We start from the raw sequence: 19,817 nt of genomic DNA, 5'->3' as shown, positions 1-19,817 counted from the left end.
AACTGAACGTAACGATCAGCATTATGCGTTTTTATTGTTGCTGTGTGTCTGCCATAGTGCAATCACGCTGGCGTTTTGCCCGGCACGCAGGCTTGAACAGGGAAGAGTGGTGTATCGATGATGGACCATCCGTTGCGCGCGGCATTGGCCGCGGAATTGCATGCGCGGCCGTTCCTGCGGCTTGCCGAAGCCGTGTCGCTCACGCATTACGCGATCTATGCGGACGGCCAGCCCGACATCCACGAAACGCTGCTGCACGCGCTGTGCCGCGACACCGGCATAACCGCGCCGCACGAAGGCGCGACGCACTACGCGGTGCAGTCGCCGTGCGGCTGGCACCTGAAGTGGGAACGCCATACCGAATTCTCGACCTTTACGTTCGTCGCGCCGCGTCGCGACACCGGCTATTTCGACGATCTCGCGATCGAAGGCATTCCGGCCGCGTGGTTCGCGCGGCTGGCCGGCATCCGTTTCGTCGCGGTGCGGATGGAACTGCTGTCGGGCGACGCCGCGCGGCTCGTCTGCGGCGACCTGCGCCGCTGGATCGACGGGCCCGCGCTCGTCGGCAGCAACGTGCTCGGCGGCGGCAAGGTGTTCTGCGACTGGCATGTGCGCGACGATGGCTTCATGCGCTTTCTCGTCGTCGACGAGGATTTCCGCGAGGAGCAGGGCGGCCGCCTGCTGCAGCGTCTGTACGAAATCGAAACGTACCGGATGATGGCGCTGCTCGCGCTGCCGGTCGCGCGGCGGATGAGCCGCGAACTCGACGAGATCCACGCGGCGCTGCATGCGCTGATGCAGCGGATGGACGCGAGCGGCGCCGACGGCGACGACGCGGCGCTGCTCGTCAAGCTCACGCATCTCGCGGTGCGGGTCGAATCGCTGTCGGGTTCGGGCGCGCGTTTCAGTGCGTCGCGTGCGTACGAGAAGCTCGTGCTGGCGCGCATCCAGGAATTGCGCGAGGAGCGCATCGAAGGAATGCCGACGATCGCCGAATTCATGGAGCGGCGTTTTGCGCCGGCGATGGAGACGTGCCGCAGCGTGTGGGCGCGCCACGAGCAGATCGCCGCGCGGATCGCGCGTGCGGTCGACCTGTTGCGCACGCGCGTGAACCTCGCGCAGGAAAAGGACGTGACGCGCCTGCTGGCGGGCATGGAGCGCACCGCGCGCAATCAGCTTCATCTGCAGCACGCGGTCGAAGGGCTGTCGGTGGCAGCCATTTCGTACTACGTGCTGTCGCTCGCGACGGCGGCGTTCAAGGCGCTGCACGTGATGAACCTGCCGGTCGATCCGGAGCTGGCGGAAGGCCTGCTGATCGCGCCGGTGGTATTCGCGGTGATTCACATCACGCGGCGCACGCGCGCGCAGCTTGCGCGATCGGAGGCCGTGCATGACGGCACGCATGTGCATGAGGCGGCGTTGAAGCAGGTCAACTAGAACATCAACGACATATCAAAGGAGTGGAGATGACTTTTTCGCAGAAGCAATCGGGGTTCTTCAGCGGTCTCGACGCGTTCGACGAACCGGCACCGGATGACGCGGGCGTGCCGGAAGAGGCGCGCGTGACGTCGTATCAGGCCGTGCTGCAGGAGCCGATGACGTCGCTCGTCGGGAATACGCACGATCGGCCGGACGTCGCGGCGGTGGCGATTCTCGGCTACAACTGACGCGTTTCTTCGCGTCGATTCGATTCGACGCAGGCGTTCATTTACCGGCCGCCCTTTGGCGCGCCGGGCGTGAATCGCCTTTTCCCTTTGCTTTCGCCGCCCCTAGCGCGAGCGCCAGCTCGACGAACGCACGCGCGGCCGCGCTCCGGTACGCGCCCTTGCGCTGCAGCAGCACAGCCGTTCGCCGCAGCACGGCCGGATCGAGCGCGACGGCGACGAGATCGTCGTGTCCGGTCGCGATCGTCGCGGGCAGCAGCGTCGCGAGATTCGTGCGGCGCACGATCTCGATCACCGCACCAAGCGAATTCGCCTCCATCAGCACACGCGACCGCACGTCGTGCTCGCGGAAATAGCGGTCGATCTGCACGCGCGTCGCGAACTCGGCCGTGAGCAGCACGAGCGGCGCGTCGTGACCGACATGAAGGCTGCGTTCGCGGTGGCGTGAGCCGACGCAACGCGACAACGTGCAACGAAGCGGCGGCCGCGCGATGCGCCCGCCGTTCGCGCTTTTGCCGCGGCAGCGCCGGTCGCACTCGATGCGACCGCATGCCGGCGCGCGGGCGACGCGCTATAGTCGTGCGACGCCCGCAGCGGGTGCTGTATGCCCGGCGGCCTTTTCACGCATGCATTCGCCCGATGACAGCCCTTCCCGACGTTACCCTTCGACTGACCGACACCGAGCAGCCGGCCGCACGAGACTTCATCAGCCGCAAGCTCGGCGAATTCAACCACGCGATGACTGGGCGCGCCGATGCGGCCGCGCTCGACGTCTACGTGACCGACCCCGCGACCGGCGAGGTATCGGGCGGCCTCACCGGCCGGACTTCGCTCGGCCTTTTCTTCATCGATCTGTTCTACCTGCCCGAATCGCTGCGCGGCGGCGGATTCGGCAGCCGGTTACTGCGCGAGGCCGAAGCGGAAGCGAAACGGCGCGGGTGCGCACGCGCGGTGCTGTACACGATCTCGTTCCAGGCGCCTGACTTCTACCGGAAGCAGGGTTACGAGACCTTCGGCGAAGTGCCGTGCGAGCCGGAAGGGACCGCGCGCGTGTTCATGGTCAAGACGCTTTGAGCGTGTTGTCGCGGTTACGAGCCTGTTCCTGACATCCGCCGACATCGCTAGCGGGTGGCGGCAAGCGCAACGCAGGATGAGCCGCCGTTCGTATCCGGTGATGTTTCGGGAGCGCCTGCACCGCTCGCAAATCACCGCCCAGGCGTCGCGCGTTCGACGATCATGTCGTAGAGCGCCCGCGCCGCGGGCGACAGTTGCGCGCTCTTGCGCGTGACGAGCACGAGCGTGCGCGATACCGACGGCTCGACGAGCTCGATCGTGCGGATCATCGGATACGCGTTCTTCTGGATCGCGAGCTTCGGCACCACGGGCGCGCCGAGCCCTTCGGCGACGAGCCCGAGCGCCGTCGAGCTGCGCTGCACCTCGTAGAACGAATGCAGCGACACGCCGCTGGTTTTCAGCGCGCCTTCGAGCAGCCCGCGATTGCCGCTCACTTCGCCGGCGAAGATCAGCGGATGCGGTTGCAGTGCCGCCCAGCGGATGCGCCGCCGCTTCGCGAGCGGATGATCGTCGCGGCAGACAAGCACATACGGGTCGTTCGTGAGCGGCACGCTGACGAGTTCGGGGTGCTGGTCGCCGGCGATGCCGATGCCGAATTCGGCTTCGCGCCGCAGCACGGCCTGCAGCACCGACGCCGATGCGTGATCGAGGATCTTCACGCGATCGTGCGGCCGGTGCCCGGAGAACGCGCGCAGGATGCGCGGCAGGTATTGCACGCCGACCGTCGGCACGCACGCGATCGTGACGTCGCCGCGCTGGCTCAGGCCCGTCTCGCGGATTTCGGTCAGCGCATCGGAAAGTTCGTTGAGCAGCCGCCGCGCTTGCGGCAGGAAACGCCGGCCGATTTCGGTCAGCGTGGTGCGGCGCGTCGTGCGTTCGACCAGCGCAACGCCGAGATACGACTCGAGCTTGCGCAGCCGTTGCGTGATCGCCGTCTGCGTCACGTGCAGCGTGTCGGCCGCCTGCCGGAAGCTGCCGCCGTCGGCGATCGCGACGAACGCCTGGACACCGAGCGTATCGATTTTCATCAGAAATTTGAATCAATAACGATATTAAATTCATTTTACTGAAGTGCGGCGCCAGTCGCAGAATGCGCTGCATCGGCGGCCGCATGCATCCCGCGCCCGGATGCGGCGGCGCCGCCCATGCCGACAAGGAGAACCATCGTGACGACCCCACTCGATCAATACGCGAGCCAGTACGTGCAATTCGAGGACGAGCGCACGCGGCCGGTGCGCGACCTGCTGGCCGCCGTGCCGCGCACGCCGATCCGCACCGCGATCGACATCGGCTGCGGGCCCGGCAATTCGACGGAAGCGCTGATCGCACGCGCACCCGACGCGACGATCCACGGAATCGACGCATCGGCGGACATGATCGCGGCCGCGCGCAAGCGCCTGCCGGCACTGCGTTTCGACATCGCCGATGTGGCTGCGTGGGACGATCCGGGCGGCTATGACCTGATCCTGTCGAACGCGGTGCTGCAATGGGTGCCCGCGCACGACACGCTGTTTCCGATGCTTGTCGGCCGGCTCGCGCCGGGCGGCCATCTCGCGGTGCAGATGCCCGACAACCTCGACGAACCCGCGCACCGGCTGATGCGCGAAGTCGCGGCGGCCGGGCCGTGGGCGGGCAAGCTGAAAGACGCGGCGCGCACCGAGCGGTTCGACGCGCGTTACTACTACGCGCTGCTGTCGCCGCTGTGTTCGCGCGTGGACGTGTGGCGCACGACCTACTACCACCCGCTGCGCGGCGGCGCGGACGCGGTCGTCGAATGGTTCAAGGGCAGTGCGTTGCGGCCGTTCCTCGCGGCGCTCGACGACGGCGAACAGCGTGCGTTCCTCGCGCATTATCGCGAGGCGCTCGCCGGTCCGAACGGTTATCCGGCACTCGGCGACGGCACCGTGCTGCTGCCGTTCCCGCGCCTGTTCGTTGTGGCGACTCGGAAGTGACGAGGCAATGACGCTGGCGACGGGCCGGTGGCCGGCAAGATTCGGGCGCATGTCATCGTCGCGGCAGGATAGCGGTGCCCCGGATTGCTCATATCAAATCCGTGCCGCTCGATTGCTCGCCAACCCTAAGTGTGTCGCGCTGCGGTTCGACTATGCTGAATTGACTGCAGCCCGCGCTTCGCGTCGCAACGCTGCGAACCGGCGATGACGGGAGGTCACGATGACCGAGCAAAGCAACATTCAACTGGTGCAACAGGCGTACGCGGCGTTCGGCAGGGCCGATATCGACGGCATCCTGCAGACGTTATCCGATAGCGTCGACTGGTTCATACCGGGGCCGACCAGCTTCATTCCGTTCGCCGGCAGACGACATGGGCCTCAGGAGGTCGCGGCGTTTTTCGGGGCGCTTGCGTCGACGCAGACCGCGGAACGGTTCGAGCCGCTCGAATTCATCGCCAGCGGCAACCGGGTCGTCGTACTCGGCACACAACGCTGGTATGTCCACTCGACCGGGCGCACGTACGAGGACGAGTGGGTGCATCTGATCACGATCGAAAACGGCAAGATCACGGCGTTTACCGAGTATCACGATACCGAGGCGGAAGCGGCGGCCCATCGACAGTGACGGCGCGGCGCGCGTGGCCAGGTTGTACGGGCGCAGCAGCACGGATTCGGTGCGGATCTGGCGCTGGCCGAAGCGCGAACCCGAGCGGTTCGACGTGCCGAGGTCGAGCGGCACGCCGACGAAGCACACGTCGAGGCCGTCGGTCGTCGCGGCCTGCGGCAGTCGCATATCGTGGCGATGCCGCCAAAGCGCGGCATTTCGTTGCCGCCCATCGGCTGGTTCGGTTCGTGGGGCTCGGGGCCGTCTCCTCTTTCTGGTGTGAAGCGATCGGCCGCTGGTAGAGGAGAACGCCCGCGCGAAGATTTTGAAGTCGCAACGCTTACATCGACGGGGCTCGATGCGAGCGGCGCCGGCGCATCGACGCGGCGCAACCGTAGGCGGCCGCGCGGCCTGGCCAGGTCAGCGGGCGATCGCGGGTGGCGCGGCGCCGTCGTGCGATCCGGCGGGAGGCAACGCGGTGCTGGCCGAACCCCACGCGGCGAGCTCGCGTTTCGTGCGCACGCCCAGCTTCGCGAACGCGCGCTTCACGTACGACTCGGCCGACGCGACGCGCACGCCGAGGATCCCGGCGGTTTCCGGCACGGTCTTGCCGGAGATCAGGTGCTTGCAGGTTTCGTATTCGCGCTTCGACAGCTTCACGCCGTCGGCCGCGATCCGCGCATCGAACTGCGCGAGCGGATGGACTTCGGGTGCCAGGTGCGCGACGCGCCGCACGGCGGTGGTCGACGCATGCAGTTCGAGCAGCGGGAACAGCACGTCGCTGATGCTGCGAAAGCGATTCATCTCGGCGAGCGTGAACGGCGGCCGGTCGCGGCCGCGCTCCAGCGCGATCGAATGCTGCGAATAGCGCGTGCCGCGCGCGAGCACGCATTCGTGGCCGATATGGACGTCATCGAACAGTCGCTGGCGGAATTCGCCGGGCGGGATCGCCGCGATGTCGCGCACGACGAGCATCGTGCCGGTCTTGCCGCGCAGCCCCGCGAACAGTGGGTCGCTGTCGAGAAAGCGCTCGTAGTAGAGCGTCATCACGTCCGAGATGTCCGACGTTGCGGTGCCGATGCCGCTGCTGCCGATCCATTCGCATCGATAGCCCGTGGGCATCGTGCCGTCGACGCGCGAGCGTTCGACGTGCGCGACGTCGAGCGGCACCACGTCGTTCAGCAGTTGCGTGAGGCGCGGCACGAAGTGCGGCGTGCCGACCGTCTCGATCAGCTCGCCCAGCGCCTTGAACGACACGTTGAAGCGGTCGTTGTCGCGGTGGGAGGGGTTCACGTTCTGCGGCATGCGGTTCCCCGGTGAGAAGCGGCGGGATTGTAGCGATTGCGGTGAAAAACGTCATTAAGGGGAAACACCGGCAGGTGTCCTTGCGACTTCGCGCTTCGCAAGACATCGCTTGTCCCCCCGAAGGTGGCAGGTCAGTCTGGCCGCATGCGCGGCGGGCGCAATCGACGCACAGGCAGCGAGCAGCAGCATGGAGCCGTGGAGCAGCGAACTGAGTCGCGAGGGACGCGTCATGGTCGGATCAGGGATGAAAGGCGCGGATGAGGATGAAAGCGGCCGGCGGGGCCCGGCTTCCGTTTGCCGCCAATGTACCGGCATCCGGCATGTTCCGCGAGCGGGACCGACATGGCCGGAGGTTGCCGGGTAGTCGCGATACCGGTACCTTTGCCCGCCTTGTTCAGGATCGGCGTGATGACAAGAATGTCCGTTCCATTCCTGCTTGCTGGTGAGGTTGACGATGAAGACATTCAAGCCCGGTTTCGCCCTTTGTGTTGCGATGATCGCTGCCGGTACGGCACGAGCAGGCGATTTCTCGATCGAAAGCGCTGAGCTCGCCGGCGGCGTGTTTGATCCCGCGCAGGTATCGGACAGCTTCGGCTGCCACGGTCAAAACATTTCGCCATCCATACGGTGGCGCGGTGTTCCGGAGGGAACGCAAAGCTACCTTCTGACGATGTTCGATGCCGACGCACCGACGGGCTCCGGATTCTGGCACTGGGTCGTCGCCGATATCCCGGCGTCGGCTCATGGCATCGCGCCCGGTTCGGGAAGTGACATTGCCAGACTGCCGGCGGGTGCCGTCCCGATGAAGAACGACACCGGCCACGCCGGCTATCTTGGCCCGTGCCCGCCGCAGGGCGAGACACATCGCTACGTCATTGCGCTGACCGCGCTCAAGGTGGCGACGCTGCCGGTCGAGCGTGACGCGACGCCTGCGGTCGTCGGCTTTACCGCTCACTACCAGGCCATCGCGAAGGCGACGATGACTGTGCGATTGAGCCGCTAACCGGCCGCGCTGTCGTCGCGATACCCGCTCTTGCCGACGAAGATCTCCTTCAGTGCGGCGCGCAACGCGACCGGATCGTACTGGCCGGGTGCGAGATGGATCACATAGCGCGTCTGGCCGTCGAGACGCGCGGCGATGCCCGGTTCGATCTCGACGTCGATCGTGTCGTCCGTCAGGCGCACCGACAGATCCTTGACGCGCCAGTTGATCTGGTCGCGCACCATCACTTCGATCAGCGTGTCGTCCGGAAAGCGCGACAGTGCGAAGCAATAATCCTGCTCCGCGTCGTGACAGTAGATGCTGGCGAAGCTTTCGTCGTCGTCGAGGTCGGACGTTGCCGCGCCGACGGTAGCGTGAAGGTCCATGAACGTAGGTTCCTGCGTAATAGGTTATTGGGGTGAGCGGCTTGCCGTTTCGATCGCCTCCGCCGCTTCGGGCGTCACACCGGTATCGCACGACGCATCGGCATCGCGCGCCTTCAGCCATAGCCCGAATTCGCGCATCACGTCGACCACCGGCCGCAGCCGGTCGCCGTCCGCGGTCAGATCGTACTCGACGCGCACCGGCACTTCAGGATAGATGGTCCGACGCACGAGCCCCGCGTCTTCGAGCGCGCGCAGGTCGAGCGTCAGCATGCGCTGCGAGATGCCCGGCATGTCGCGGCGCAGGTCGCTGAAGCGCCGCGGCCCGTCGAGCAGATACGACACCAGCAACAGCCGCCAGCGGCCGCCGAGCATGCGCATCGCTTCTTCAACGGAACATCCTGTCGCACTCGTTTTCATCCTGATGAACCCTGGTCGGTAAACTTTTTGTGACTACGGCACAAACGACTGCCGTCTTCCCGGCCATGCGCCGATGCGAGATATTAGCGCCCGCGTCGCGGCGAATCGATACACGGACAACCAACCAAGGAAACGCATGAAGCTCTATCACGCTCCCGGCAGCTGTTCGCAGGCGATCCGCATCGTGCTGCACGAAGGCGGCATCGACGCGCAGATCGTCAACGTCGACGCGCGCAAGCATGTCGTCGAATGCGGAAGCAACTACTACGACGTGACCGAACTCGGCTACGTGCCGCTGCTCGAACTCGACGACGGCACGATGCTGCGCGAAGGGCCGGTGATCGCGCAGTATCTCGCGGATCTGCGCCCGAATGCCGCGCTCGCGCCTGCGTACGGCACGCTCGCGCGCTACCGGCTGATGGAATGGCTCAACTTCCTCGGTACCGAGATCCACAAGGGTTTCATCCCGCTGCTGTATGCGGTGCAGGCGGGGAAGTACGTGGAGCCGGCGCGGCAGAAGCTCGACAGCCGCTTTGCATGGATCGACCGTCAGCTCGACGGCAAGGTGTTCGTCACGGGCGACACGTTCACGGTTGCGGATGCGTACCTGTTCGCGCTGACCGGCTGGGGCAAGGCCGACTGGATGCGCTCGGTGTACAACGCGGATATCGACCTGAGCCGGTATGCGCATCTGCGGGCGTGGTACGAGCGCGTGCGGGAACGGCCGGCGGTGCAGGCCGTGCTGGCGGCGGACGGCCTGTCGCGGTAGCGCGCGGCGACGGTCGCGGATACGGCGCGTCATCCCGTCGCACCGCGACCGTTTTGCGCTATCGAGGCGCCGCCACGCAGCAAAATGCCGCGCTATAATCGCCGCCATGAAACTGCTTCGGACCTTCATCCTGCTGCTGCTTTGCGCGGTGCTGCCCATCAGCGGGCTGGCAGCCAGCGGCCTGACCGGTGAATGTCCGATGCAGCACACGATGTCGATGGAAGCGGATACCGGCATGAAGATGTCCGCCGACATGAGCGATTGCGATTCGATGAAGTCGCCCGCCGCCAGCAGCGCGAAAGCGAAGGCCAAAGCCAAGACCGTGGCCTGCAAGGTGACGGCCCAATGCCAGTTCGGCAGTCTCTATCACCCGGCCGCCCGCGTCGACGTCACCCGTCCCGCTGCATTTGCCAGCACGATCGTCTTCCACTACACGCAGTCCGTCCCGGTCCGCGACCCGAGCGGGTTGTGGCGCCCTCCACGCATTAGCTGATCCCATCCGACCGGTTCACCGCCCACGCGGTGAGGTTCGTCCTGTGCTCAGGACGTGGAATCCCTATGGATTCCGATGTTGGGGTTAAACCATGTCATTCGAATTCGGCACGCCGCGCACGCGGCGTGCGTGTCGGCGCGCGCCCGTGCTGTGGGCCGTGCTGCTGGTGACGGGCGCCGTTCACGCGCAGCAGTCGCCATTCACGCTGGACGCCGCGCTGCAGTCCGCCACCGATCGTTCCGCTTCGATGCAGGCCGCGCAGGCTTCGGTGCACGCGAGTTCGGAAGCGGCCGTCAAGGCCGGCCAGTTGCCGGACCCGATGCTCAAGGCCGGCATCGACAACCTGCCGGTCAACGGCGGGCAGCGCTTCACTATCGGCCAGGACTTCATGACGATGCGCCGCATCGGCATCGAGCAGGAATGGGTGTCCGGCGACAAGCGGAGGTTGCGCACCGCGCTGGCCGACGAGCAGGTCGGCCGCGAACGCGCGGGGTATCTCGTGCAGCTCGCCGCCGTGCGCCGGCAGACCGCGACGGCCTGGCTCGACGCCGTCTACGCAAAGCAGGCGCTCGCGCTTCAGCAGGCGCTGCTCGCGCACATGAACCATGAGCTCGACGCGACGCAGGCGTCGTATCGCGGCGCGAAGGCGAGCGCGGGCGACGTCGTGCAGGCCCGCGCGATGCTCGCGCAAACGCAGGATCAGGTGCTAAAGGCGCAGCAGGCATATCGTTCCGCACTCATCGCGCTTGCCCGCTGGACGGCCACGCCGGTTGCAGACGTGACGGGCACGCCGCCCGCGCCCGAGTCCTTCGTGTCGTCGCTGCCGCCGGACGAACTGCGTCTGTCGCAACCTGCGCTCGTCGCCGCCGCGGACGACATCGCGGTTGCCGAAGCCGACACCGCGGTCGCGAACAGCGAGCGCAGCCCGAACTGGACGTGGGAGGTCGCGTACCAGCAGCGCGGCGGCGCGTATTCGAACATGGTATCGGTCGGCGTATCGATCCCGCTGCCGATCAACCGCAAGAACCGCCAGAACCGCGACGTCGCCGAGAAGGCCGCGCTCGCGACGAAGGTGCGGCTGATGTACGAGGACACGCTGCGTCAGGTACAGGCCGATATCCGCACGCAGTCCGAAACGCTGGCGAACGGCCGCGAACGCATCGCGAACCTGAGCGCATCGCTGCTGCCCGCCGCCGATCAGCGCGTGCAGCTCGCCAACGCCGCCTACCGGGCCGGCACGGGTTCGCTTGCCGACACGTTCGCCGCACGGCGTGCGCAACTGGAAGCGCAGTTGCAGGTGCTCGATCTCAGGCGCGACGTGTCGCAGACCTGGGCACAGCTCGAATATCAGGTCGTGCCGGCGACGCTGGCCGCCGCGCAGTGAAGGAGAACCTCATGACGAAGCAATCACTGGCGCGCGCGGCGCTGTTGACGTTCGCTGCCGCGGCGCTGCTCGGCGCCGGCTATTTCGCGGGCGTCCGCCACGCGGCGGGCGGCGCGGGGATGGCGGCAGCGGCCGCAGCGCCTGCCGTCGCCGCTGCAGGCGCGACCGATCCGAAGACAGGACGCAAGGTGCTGTACTGGCATGATCCGATGGTGCCGAACCAGCACTTCGACAAGCCGGGCAAATCGCCGTTCATGGACATGCAGTTGCAGCCCGTCTATGCGGACGAAGGCGGCGGTTCGTCAGGTATCCGGATCGATCCCGGCCTGCAGCAGAACCTCGGCATTCGCTACGCGACCGTCCGACGCGAGCAGACGGCGGCAGGATTCGACGCGGTGGGCACCACGCAGTTCGACGAATCGCGCGCGGACGTCGTCCAGTCGCGCGTCACCGGCTATATCGACCGTCTGTATGCGCGCGCGCCGATGCAGCGCATCGCGAAGGGCGCGCCGGTCGCGTCGCTGTTCGTGCCGGACTGGCTCGCGCCGCAGGAGGAATATCTCGCGCTCAAGCGCGGCGGGATGGACGGCAGCCTGCTCGATGCGTCGCGCGCGCGGATGCGGGCGCTGTCGATTCCCGACGGCATGATCGCGAATCTCGATCGCACCGGCCGTGCGCAGACGCACGTCGTGCTGAGCGCGCCGGAAACCGGCGTCGTCAGCGAGCTGAATGTGCGGGACGGCGCGATGGTCGCGCCCGGGCAGACGCTTGCGAAGATCGCCGGGCTGTCGACGCTGTGGCTCATCGTCGAGGTACCCGAAGCACTTGCGCTGAACGTGCAGCCGGGGATGTCGGTCGACGCGACGTTCGCGGGCGATCCGGCGCGGCACTTCACCGGGCGCATCCGCGAAGTGCTGCCCGGCATCAGCACCGGCAGCCGCACGCTGCAGGCGCGCGTGGAGATCGACAACGCATCGCTGAAGCTCACGCCCGGCATGCTGATGCGCGTGCGTGTCGCCGCGAAGGAGTCGGTTTCGCGCCTGCTCGTGCCGTCCGAAGCGGTGATCGCGACCGGCAAGCGCACGATCGTCATCGTGAAGAACGGCGACGGCCGGCTTCAGCCGGTATCGGTGACGGTGGGCAACGACGTCGGCGGCGACACCGAAGTGCTCGACGGCTTGAACGAAGGCGATACGGTCGTCGCATCGGGGCAGTTCCTGATCGATTCGGAAGCCAGCCTGAAAAGCGTGCTGCCGAAGCTGGAGCGGGCCGCGGGAGCAAGCGCACCCGCATCGTCCGCGGCGGCGTCGCCGATCTACGAAACGACCGGCAAGGTCGAGAAGGTCACGGCCGACGACATCACGTTCTCGCATCAGCCGGTTCCGGCGCTCGGCTGGGGCGCGATGACGATGGCGTTCGGCAAGCCGTCGGCACGGGCGTTCCCGGACGTGAAGCCAGGGCAGACGGTGCGCTTCGCGTTCACGCAGACCGACGACGGCTACCGGCTGACGAAGGTCGAACCGCAAGGAGGCGAACGATGATCGCGCGCATCATTCGCTGGTCCATCGACAATCGCTTCCTGGTGCTGCTCGCTACGGTGCTGATCGCTGCATGGGGCGTTCATTCGCTGCGGCAGACGCCGCTCGATGCGCTGCCCGACCTGTCGGATACGCAGGTGATCGTGAAGGCATCGTATCCGGGCAAGGCGCCGCAGGTCGTCGAGGATCAGGTGACCTATCCGCTGACGACGACGCTGCTCGGCGTGCCCGGCGCGAAAACCGTCCGCGCGTACTCGTCGTTCGGCGACGCGTTCGTCTACGTGCTGTTCGACGATCGCACCGATCCGTACTGGGCACGTTCGCGCGTGCTCGAATACCTGAGCCAGGTGCAGAGCCGGCTGCCGGCAGGCGCGACCGTGTCGCTCGGGCCGGATGCGACCGGCGTCGGCTGGGTGTACGAGTACGCGCTGGTCGACCGCACCGGCCATCACGATCTCGGGCAACTGCGCGCGCTCAACGACTGGTTCCTGAAGTTCGAGCTGAAGGCCGTGCCGGACGTATCCGAAGTCGCGAGCATCGGCGGCATGGTGCGCCAGTACCAGGTCGTGCTCGATCCCGACAAGCTGCGCGCGTACGGGATCACGGAGGCGGCGGTTGCGGACGCACTGCGCCAGGCCAATCAGGAGTCCGGCGGTTCGGTCGTCGAGCTGGCCGAGTCGGAGTACATGGTGCGTTCGTCCGGCTACCTGCGCACGCTCGACGATTTTAGGCATGTCGTGCTGCGCACCGACGACGCGGGCACGCCGGTGCTGCTCGGCGACGTCGCGCGCATCCAGGTGGGCCCGGCGATGCGGCGCGGGATCGCGGAGCTGAACGGTCAGGGCGAGGTGACGGGCGGCGTGATCGTGATGCGCTCGGGCAAGAACGCGCTGACGACGATCGACGCGGTGAAGGCGAAGCTCGCCGACCTGAAGCGTTCGCTGCCGCCCGGCGTCGAGATCGTCACGACCTACGATCGCTCGCAACTGATCGAGCGCGCGGTGGGCAACCTGAAGGACAAGCTGATCGAGGAATTCGTGATCGTCGGCATCGTCTGCGCGGTGTTCCTGTTCCATCTGCGCAGCGCGTTCGTCGCGATCCTGTCGCTGCCGCTCGGCGTGCTGGCTGCGTTCATCGTGATGCGCTACCAGGGCGTGAACGCGAACCTGATGTCGCTCGGCGGGATCGCGATCGCGATCGGCGCGATGATCGACGCGGCGATCGTGATGATCGAGAACGCGCACAAGCATCTGGAAGCCTACGACCACGCGCATCCCGGCGAGCCGATCACGGCCGCGCGCCGCTGGGAACTCGTCGCGGCGTCGGCCGCGGAAGTCGGGCCGGCGCTGTTCTTCTCGCTGCTGATCATCACGCTGTCGTTCATTCCGGTGTTTTCGCTGGAAGGGCAGGAGGGCAAGCTGTTCGCGCCGCTGGCGTTCACGAAGACCTACACGATCGCCGCCGCCGCCGGGCTGTCGGTGACGCTGGTGCCGGTGCTGATGGGCTATCTCGTGCGCGGCCGCATTCCGCACGAGAACGCGAATCCGATCAACCGCGTGCTGATCCGTCTGTACCGGCCGCTGCTCGAGGCGACGCTGCGGCGCCCGTGGTTCGCGATCGGCATCGCCCTTGTCGCGCTCGTGCTGACGGCCGTGCCGTTGTCGCGGCTCGGCGGCGAATTCATGCCGCCGCTCGACGAAGGCGACCTGCTGTACATGCCGACCGCGTTGCCGGGCATCTCGGCCGACAAGGCGAGCGAGCTGCTGCAGCAGACCGACCGGCTGATCAAGACCGTGCCCGAGGTCGACACCGTGTTCGGCAAATCGGGCCGCGCCGATACCGCGACCGACCCCGCGCCGCTGGAGATGTTCGAGACGACGATCCGCTTCAAGCCGCGCAGCGCATGGCGGCCCGGCATGACGCCGGAGAAGCTCGTCGACGAACTCGATCGCACGGTGAAGGTGCCGGGCCTGTCGAACGTATGGGTGCCGCCGATCCGCAACCGGCTCGACATGCTGTCCACCGGCATCAAGACGCCGGTCGGCGTGAAGATCTCCGGGCCGGACCTGAAGGGGATCGACGCGATCGCGACGCAGGTCGAGGCGGCGGTGAAGCGCGTGCCGGGCGTCACGTCCGCGCTCGCGGAGCGGCTGAACGGCGGCCGCTACGTCGACGTCGATATCGACCGGCTCGCCGCCGCGCGCTACGGGCTGTCGGTGGCCGATATCCAGTCGGTCGTGTCGTCGGCGGTCGGCGGCGACGATGTCGGCGAAGTGATCGCGGGGCGCGAGCGCTTTCCGATCAACATCCGCTATCCGCGCGAGATCCGCGATTCGCTCGATAACCTGCGGCAACTGCCGGTCGTCACCGCGCGCGGCGCGCAGATCCGCCTCGGCGACGTCGCGCGCATCGCGATCGCCGATGGCCCGCCCATGATCCGAAGCGAAAACGCGCGGCTGTCCGGCTACGTGTACGTCGATATCCGCGGCACGGATCTGCGCACGGCGGTTCGCGCGATGCAGCAGGCGGTCGCGCAGCAGGTCGCGTTGCCGCCCGGCTATTCGATCGCGTGGTCGGGGCAGTTCGAGTATCTCGAACGCGCGGCGGCGACGCTGCGCACCGTCGTGCCGGTGACGCTCGTCGTGATCTTCGTGCTGCTGTTTCTCACGTTCGGCTCGGCGGCCGACGCGCTGCTGCTGATGTCGACGGTGCCGTTCGCGCTGGTCGGCGGCTTCTGGCTCGTGTGGGGGCTCGGCCATGCGGTGTCCGTCGCGACGTCGGTGGGTTTCATCGCGCTTGCGGGCGTGGCCGCCGAATTCGGCGTCGTGATGCTGCTGTACCTGAAAGGCGCGCTGACGCGCCGGCTCGACGCCGGCGAACCGCTGACCGATGCGCTGCTGCTCGATGCGATTCGCGAAGGCGCGGTGCTGCGCGTGCGGCCGAAGGCGATGACGGTTGCCGTCGTGCTCGCCGGCCTCGTGCCGATCATGGTCGGGCACGGCGCCGGCTCCGAAGTCATGCAGCGCATCGCCGCGCCGATGGTCGGCGGCATGGTCACCGCGCCGCTGCTGTCGATGTTCGTCATTCCCGCCGCGTGGCTTCTGCTTCAGCGCCGTCGTGTGCGGCGAGCGAGCGATGCGCGGCATTTCCCCGCAGTTTCACCTGCAGTGCCTTCCGGCATGAACGTGCCATCCACCCAAACTGGAGAACCTCGATGAAGAAGTTGATGATTACCGCCGCCGCCGCCGCCGCCGCTCTCTCGATCGGCGCTTTCGCCGCCCCCGCCTTTGCCGCCGGAGACATGTCGGGCATGGACATGTCCGGCATGAAGAGCATGGACATGTCCGGCATGAAGATGTCGTCCGACGGCTCGGCCGCATCGCACGCCGCGCTGACCGATGCGGAAGTGAAGAAGGTCGATGCCGCGAGCGGCAAGGTCACGCTGAAGCACGGCGCGCTCGACAACGTCGGGATGCCGCCGATGACGATGGCGTTCAAGGCGAAGGATGCGGCCATGCTCGAGCAGGTGCATGTGGGCGACAAGGTCAAGGTCCGGATCGAGAACGTCAACGGCACGATGACGATCGTCAAGCTCGTCAAGGCATCCTGATCGTCCGGATGCGGGTGTTGCTTTCGCCCGCGTCAATGCAGTGAACCGCATCGCACGGACGCGGCCGACGTTGCCGCGTCCGCGTCCGCGTCCGCGTCCGCGTCCGCGCGCGTGTGCGTGTCGGGCAATGCGCCCGATCCCGGCGTCAGCGCGCCAGCGTCAGAAACAGATACACCACATAACCCGCGCCGTTCGCCAGCAACGCCCAGATCGCGAGCCCGCGCTTGCGCGCATTGACGCGCAGCCAGGCCGCCGCCGCGAGCGTGACGATCACGCCGGTCAGCACTTCGGGGCGCGGCTCCCACGGCGTCAGCATGATGCCGATCGCCGGCAGCAGCGTGCCCTGGAACACCATCGCGCCGGTGATGTTGCCGAACGCGAGCGTGTCCTTCTTGCGGCGGATCCACAGCACGCTGTTGACCTTCTCCGGTAATTCCGTGGCAATCGGCACGATGATCAGCGACAGCAGCAGCGCCGATATGCCGAGCACGTGCGACACGCCTTCCACGCCGTGAATGAAGCCCTTCGCACCGCCGACCAGCAGCGCGACGCCGAGCAGCAACTGCAGCGCGATGGTCGCCAGGTTGGTCGGCAGGCCCGTGCGCGCCAGGAACATCGTGTGCATCGCCTCGGTGCCGTGCCCGGCATCGACGAGCTGGCTCGACGCGCGGAACGTCATCACGACGTACATCGCGTAGATGCCGACCAGCATCGCGGAAAGCAGCGCGCGCACGGCCCAGTTGTGATGCGGGACGAACATCGCCGCGGTCGCCAGCGAGAACGCGGCCAGGAAGTAGTTCATGTCGCGCACGAAGCCGGTACGCTCGGGCGCGATCGTGCCGCGCAGCCCGCGCGAGCGGATCACGGCGAGCGTCATCAGGAAGGTGGTCAGCGTCGCGAGCATCAGCGGCGCGCCGAGAATCGCGCCGACGCCGATTTCCTCGTTCACCGCCTGGTTCGCCGTGCCGCCGGCCAGCGCGAGCAGCGGCACCATCGTTTCGGGCAGCGCGGTGCCGACGGCCGCGAACAGCGAACCCGTCACGCCTTCGGAAATCTTCAGGCGTTCGCCGAGATGTTCGAGCGCATTGGTGAAGACTTCGGCGGCCACGAGGATCACGAGCAGCATGAACGCCAGTTCGACGAACATGAAAGTCATGCGGCACCTCTGCAGGCTGGTGCGTAGAGGGCGATGGGGCGCGGGGGAACGGCGGGGAGGAACATGGGGACTCCGTGGTCGGACGCTGACGAACCATGGCACATCCGCCGACGTCCGACCAGGAACGACGCGATGTGCCCATGGTCTCGCCAGACCGAATCGGCCGAACGCGCCACGGCCGAAAGCCGAGTGTGTTGACGCGTTCGCTTTCCGCGAGGCGGAAAGCAGGCTACTCCCCAAAGACGAACGGCAGTCTAGCGGAGCGGATTTCTTTCGACAAGCCTTCGTCTCGAAAAATGTTTCTTCGCGGATTTCCGTGGATGTCGCTGTCGGACCCCGAGCCGCCCTTCATGCCAACTATCGTGTATGACCGTCACCTGATCGTAAGCGGCCGTTGACACGCCTCTTGGCCTTTGTCGCACTGAATGTGCAGGAATCCGCCGGGCGCTGATCGTCTCCTGTCCGCTCCCTCGAGCTCCAGTTCCGGCGTCCGGCATTTTTTTCCGTGGCGCCCGCGCCTGCTCCTATCACATATCGGCAGCCATCATTTTGGCAAGTACCGTAAGGGACCGCTCCAGAATCGACTGCTAATCGCGATCGATCTCGGGCCGTTATCTGCTGCAAGTATTCCGTCGACGCTCACTCTGCAGAGTGAGCGTCGTACCTTCTCCTCCCCGTTGGTCAATCTGCAAGGTCGGTAAGCACATGAAGCTGTCATTTGCGCAGAAACTCTGGTTGCCACTCATCCTGAGCCTGCTGTGTCTCGCCGGCATATCGGTCTACAACGCTTACCAGACTCGAGAAATGCGGCTGGAGGAGCGCAAGGCGGACCTGAAACACGCAGCGGAGATCGCGCTGAGTGCGGTCAAGACCCTTGGCGATCAGGCTGCCGCCGGCGCCATGCCGGTAGCGGATGCCCAGAAGCGGGCCTTGGACAGCGTCCGGAACATGCGGTACGGCGAAGACGGTTACTTCGTGATCCTCAATTCGCAGCCGATGGCGCTGATGAACCCTGCAAGACCGGAACTGGAAGGCAAGGACGTCGGCGATTTCAAGGATCCGAACGGCGTCTACTTCTTCAGGGACACGGTCGCCGTCATCAAGCATGCCGGCCGGGGTTTTACCGCGTATTCCTTTCCGAAACTGGGGAGAACCGAAGCCTCTCCGAAAATCGTCTACAACCTGACCTATCAGCCGTGGGACTGGATTCTCATGACGGGGCTTTATGTCGACGACCTCGATGCTGCATTCCGCTCGACGCTGTACCAGAGCCTCGGGATTCTGGTGGTGCTGGCCGTCGCGCTGTCGATTGTCGTGTTGCTGCTCAACCGCGGCATCTTGCGCTCACTGGGCGGTGAGCCGTCCTATGCCGCCGAGATTGCAAACCGGATCGCCGGCAACGATCTGACCGCCGTGGTGAAGACCGCACCGCACGACCGCTCGAGCCTGCTTTTTTCGATGAAGCGCATGCAGGAGCAGCTCACGCAGACGATCGGTACGATCAAGGTTTCGGCCGACTCGATCGCTACCGCCACGCACCAGATCGCGGCGGGCAACCAGGACCTGTCGCAGCGCACCGAAGAGCAGGCCGCCTCGCTCGAGGAAACGGCGGCCAGCATGGAGCAATTGACCTCTACCGTCACCCAGAATGCCGACAATGCCAGTCAGGCCAGCCAACTCGCCGCGCAGGCTGCCCAGGTGGCGGAGCAGGGCGGCACTGTCGTGTCACGCGTGGTGGAAACCATGGATGGCATCAACGCCAGCTCGGACAAGATCGCCAACATTGTCGGTATCATCGAGAGCATCGCGTTCCAGACCAATATCCTCGCGCTGAATGCGGCTGTCGAAGCGGCGCGGGCGGGTGAGCAGGGACGGGGTTTCGCGGTGGTCGCCTCGGAAGTACGTTCGCTGGCACAGCGCTCCTCGGCGGCGTCCAAGGAAATCAAGGAGCTGATCCACGATTCCGTGGAGCGCGTGCAGGCAGGTGCCGGCCATGTACGGGAAGCGGGTGCGAAGATGCGCGAGATTACGTACGAGATCAGGCGCGTGACGGACATCATGGGGGAAATCACCGCCGCATCGCAGGAACAGAGCAAGGGTATCGGCCAGGTCAACCAGGCCGTCACGCAGATGGACGAAGTCACGCAGCAGAACGCGGCGCTGGTCGAACAGGCGGCGGCCGCCGCCAGCTCGCTCGAGTCGCAGGCGAACGATCTGAAAGCGTCCGTTTCGATGTTCAGACTGAACGCGTCACGCGACGCCGAAGTCAGCCGCCCTGTCACGCAAACGCACACGACCGCGGCGCCGACGCGCGCCCGGACCCCGGCCAGGTCGGCCCCGGATCGGCCCGCACCGCAGCCCGTTCCGGCAGCGCAAACCGCAGCGGCTGGAGAATGGGACAGCTTCTAGGCGGCCATCCGCGTCGCGAGTGACCGACAGGCGGAGCAAACCGCGCGGCTCGGCGCCGGCACGGACGGTTATCA

Annotated in this window: 18 protein-coding genes, 2 pseudogenes and 1 riboswitch; of the genes and pseudogenes, 13 read left to right on the top strand and 7 right to left on the bottom strand. The window is 66.4% G+C overall.

What is annotated here, in order from left to right:
• The first annotated feature begins 117 nt into the window (after positions 1-117).
• Positions 118-1,437: a DUF3422 family protein gene (locus GD429_RS27810; protein WP_152861760.1), complete on the top strand. Its 1,320-nt coding sequence runs from the start codon at positions 118-120 to the stop codon at positions 1,435-1,437.
• Positions 1,438-1,466: 29 nt separating this feature from the next.
• Positions 1,467-1,667 carry a hypothetical protein gene (locus GD429_RS27805; protein ID WP_152861758.1) on the top strand — a complete coding sequence of 67 codons (201 nt, stop codon included), beginning with the start codon at positions 1,467-1,469 and terminating at the stop codon, positions 1,665-1,667.
• A 37-nt stretch (positions 1,668-1,704) separates the two neighbouring features.
• Here the strand turns inward: GD429_RS27805 and GD429_RS27800 are convergent.
• Positions 1,705-2,103 (bottom strand): annotated as a pseudogene (locus tag GD429_RS27800) (LysR substrate-binding domain-containing protein); the annotation flags it as partial.
• A 200-nt stretch (positions 2,104-2,303) separates the two neighbouring features.
• On the opposite strand from GD429_RS27800, the gene GD429_RS27795 reads away from it, so the two are divergent.
• Positions 2,304-2,738 carry a GNAT family N-acetyltransferase gene (locus tag GD429_RS27795; RefSeq protein WP_152861756.1) on the top strand — a complete coding sequence of 145 codons (435 nt, stop codon included), beginning with the start codon at positions 2,304-2,306 and terminating at the stop codon, positions 2,736-2,738.
• Positions 2,739-2,869: 131 nt separating this feature from the next.
• Here GD429_RS27795 and GD429_RS27790 read toward each other — a convergent pair whose 3' ends face one another.
• Positions 2,870-3,766 (bottom strand): LysR family transcriptional regulator, encoded by an 897-nt coding sequence (locus GD429_RS27790; RefSeq protein WP_152861754.1) that lies wholly within the window; start codon positions 3,764-3,766, stop codon positions 2,870-2,872.
• A gap of 138 nt (positions 3,767-3,904) precedes the next feature.
• Between GD429_RS27790 and tam the strand changes: the two genes are divergently transcribed.
• Positions 3,905-4,690 (top strand): trans-aconitate 2-methyltransferase, encoded by a 786-nt coding sequence (gene tam / locus GD429_RS27785; protein WP_321574914.1) that lies wholly within the window; start codon positions 3,905-3,907, stop codon positions 4,688-4,690.
• Between the two features lie 220 nt (positions 4,691-4,910).
• Positions 4,911-5,315 (top strand): nuclear transport factor 2 family protein, encoded by a 405-nt coding sequence (locus GD429_RS27780; RefSeq protein ID WP_152861750.1) that lies wholly within the window; start codon positions 4,911-4,913, stop codon positions 5,313-5,315.
• On the opposite strand, the pseudogene GD429_RS27775 reads toward GD429_RS27780, so the two are convergent.
• Both GD429_RS27775 and GD429_RS27770 read right to left on the bottom strand, forming a co-directional pair.
• Positions 5,316-5,527, bottom strand: a pseudogene (locus GD429_RS27775) (arginase family protein); the annotation flags it as partial.
• Positions 5,528-5,714: 187 nt separating this feature from the next.
• On the bottom strand, positions 5,715-6,599 hold the full coding sequence (locus GD429_RS27770; RefSeq protein WP_152861748.1) for a helix-turn-helix transcriptional regulator: 885 nt from the start codon (positions 6,597-6,599) through the stop codon (positions 5,715-5,717).
• Positions 6,600-7,053: 454 nt separating this feature from the next.
• Here GD429_RS27770 and GD429_RS27760 point away from each other — a divergent pair, with 454 nt between their 5' ends.
• Complete coding sequence (locus tag GD429_RS27760) at positions 7,054-7,602, top strand: YbhB/YbcL family Raf kinase inhibitor-like protein (protein ID WP_227791770.1); 549 nt, start codon at positions 7,054-7,056, stop codon at positions 7,600-7,602.
• Here the strand turns inward: GD429_RS27760 and GD429_RS27755 are convergent.
• Entirely contained in the window at positions 7,599-7,967 is a 369-nt protein-coding gene (locus GD429_RS27755) for a hypothetical protein (protein ID WP_152861746.1), read from the bottom strand. The two genes, GD429_RS27760 and GD429_RS27755, sit on opposite strands and share 4 nt — an antisense overlap.
• A gap of 24 nt (positions 7,968-7,991) precedes the next feature.
• Entirely contained in the window at positions 7,992-8,384 is a 393-nt protein-coding gene (locus GD429_RS27750; RefSeq protein WP_152861744.1) for a winged helix-turn-helix transcriptional regulator, read from the bottom strand.
• Between the two features lie 136 nt (positions 8,385-8,520).
• On the opposite strand from GD429_RS27750, the gene gstA reads away from it, so the two are divergent.
• The 6 genes from gstA to GD429_RS27720 all read left to right on the top strand — a co-directional run bounded on the left by gstA (position 8,521) and on the right by GD429_RS27720 (position 16,178).
• Positions 8,521-9,153: a glutathione transferase GstA gene (gene gstA / locus GD429_RS27745; RefSeq protein ID WP_152861742.1), complete on the top strand. Its 633-nt coding sequence runs from the start codon at positions 8,521-8,523 to the stop codon at positions 9,151-9,153.
• Between the two features lie 106 nt (positions 9,154-9,259).
• The gene (locus GD429_RS27740) at positions 9,260-9,646 is read left to right on the top strand and encodes a hypothetical protein (RefSeq protein ID WP_152861740.1); all 387 of its coding nucleotides are present in this window, start codon (positions 9,260-9,262) and stop codon (positions 9,644-9,646) included.
• Positions 9,647-9,737: 91 nt separating this feature from the next.
• The gene (locus GD429_RS27735) at positions 9,738-11,030 is read left to right on the top strand and encodes a TolC family protein (RefSeq protein WP_152861737.1); all 1,293 of its coding nucleotides are present in this window, start codon (positions 9,738-9,740) and stop codon (positions 11,028-11,030) included.
• An 11-nt stretch (positions 11,031-11,041) separates the two neighbouring features.
• Entirely contained in the window at positions 11,042-12,571 is a 1,530-nt protein-coding gene (locus tag GD429_RS27730; protein ID WP_152861735.1) for an efflux RND transporter periplasmic adaptor subunit, read from the top strand.
• On the top strand, positions 12,568-15,786 hold the full coding sequence (locus GD429_RS27725; protein WP_152861733.1) for an efflux RND transporter permease subunit: 3,219 nt from the start codon (positions 12,568-12,570) through the stop codon (positions 15,784-15,786). The genes GD429_RS27730 and GD429_RS27725 overlap by 4 nt, the downstream gene beginning before the upstream one ends.
• Complete coding sequence (locus GD429_RS27720; protein ID WP_152861731.1) at positions 15,783-16,178, top strand: copper-binding protein; 396 nt, start codon at positions 15,783-15,785, stop codon at positions 16,176-16,178. Before GD429_RS27725 ends, GD429_RS27720 begins: the two co-directional genes overlap by 4 nt.
• Before the next feature lie 145 nt (positions 16,179-16,323).
• On the opposite strand, the gene GD429_RS27715 is transcribed toward GD429_RS27720, so the two are convergent.
• Complete coding sequence (locus GD429_RS27715) at positions 16,324-17,334, bottom strand: sodium:calcium antiporter (protein WP_152861729.1); 1,011 nt, start codon at positions 17,332-17,334, stop codon at positions 16,324-16,326.
• A 112-nt stretch (positions 17,335-17,446) separates the two neighbouring features.
• Positions 17,447-17,584: riboswitch (yybP-ykoY riboswitch) on the bottom strand.
• A gap of 455 nt (positions 17,585-18,039) precedes the next feature.
• On the opposite strand from GD429_RS27715, the gene GD429_RS27710 reads away from it, so the two are divergent.
• Entirely contained in the window at positions 18,040-19,743 is a 1,704-nt protein-coding gene (locus GD429_RS27710; RefSeq protein ID WP_152861727.1) for a methyl-accepting chemotaxis protein, read from the top strand.
• Positions 19,744-19,817: the final 74 nt, after the last annotated feature.

Source organism: Burkholderia sp. BE17, from assembly GCF_009362305.1.
Classification (GTDB): domain Bacteria; phylum Pseudomonadota; class Gammaproteobacteria; order Burkholderiales; family Burkholderiaceae; genus Burkholderia; species Burkholderia pyrrocinia_C.
The sequence above is the reverse complement of the archived record's forward strand: the minus strand, read 5'-3'. Positions and strand labels throughout refer to the sequence as shown.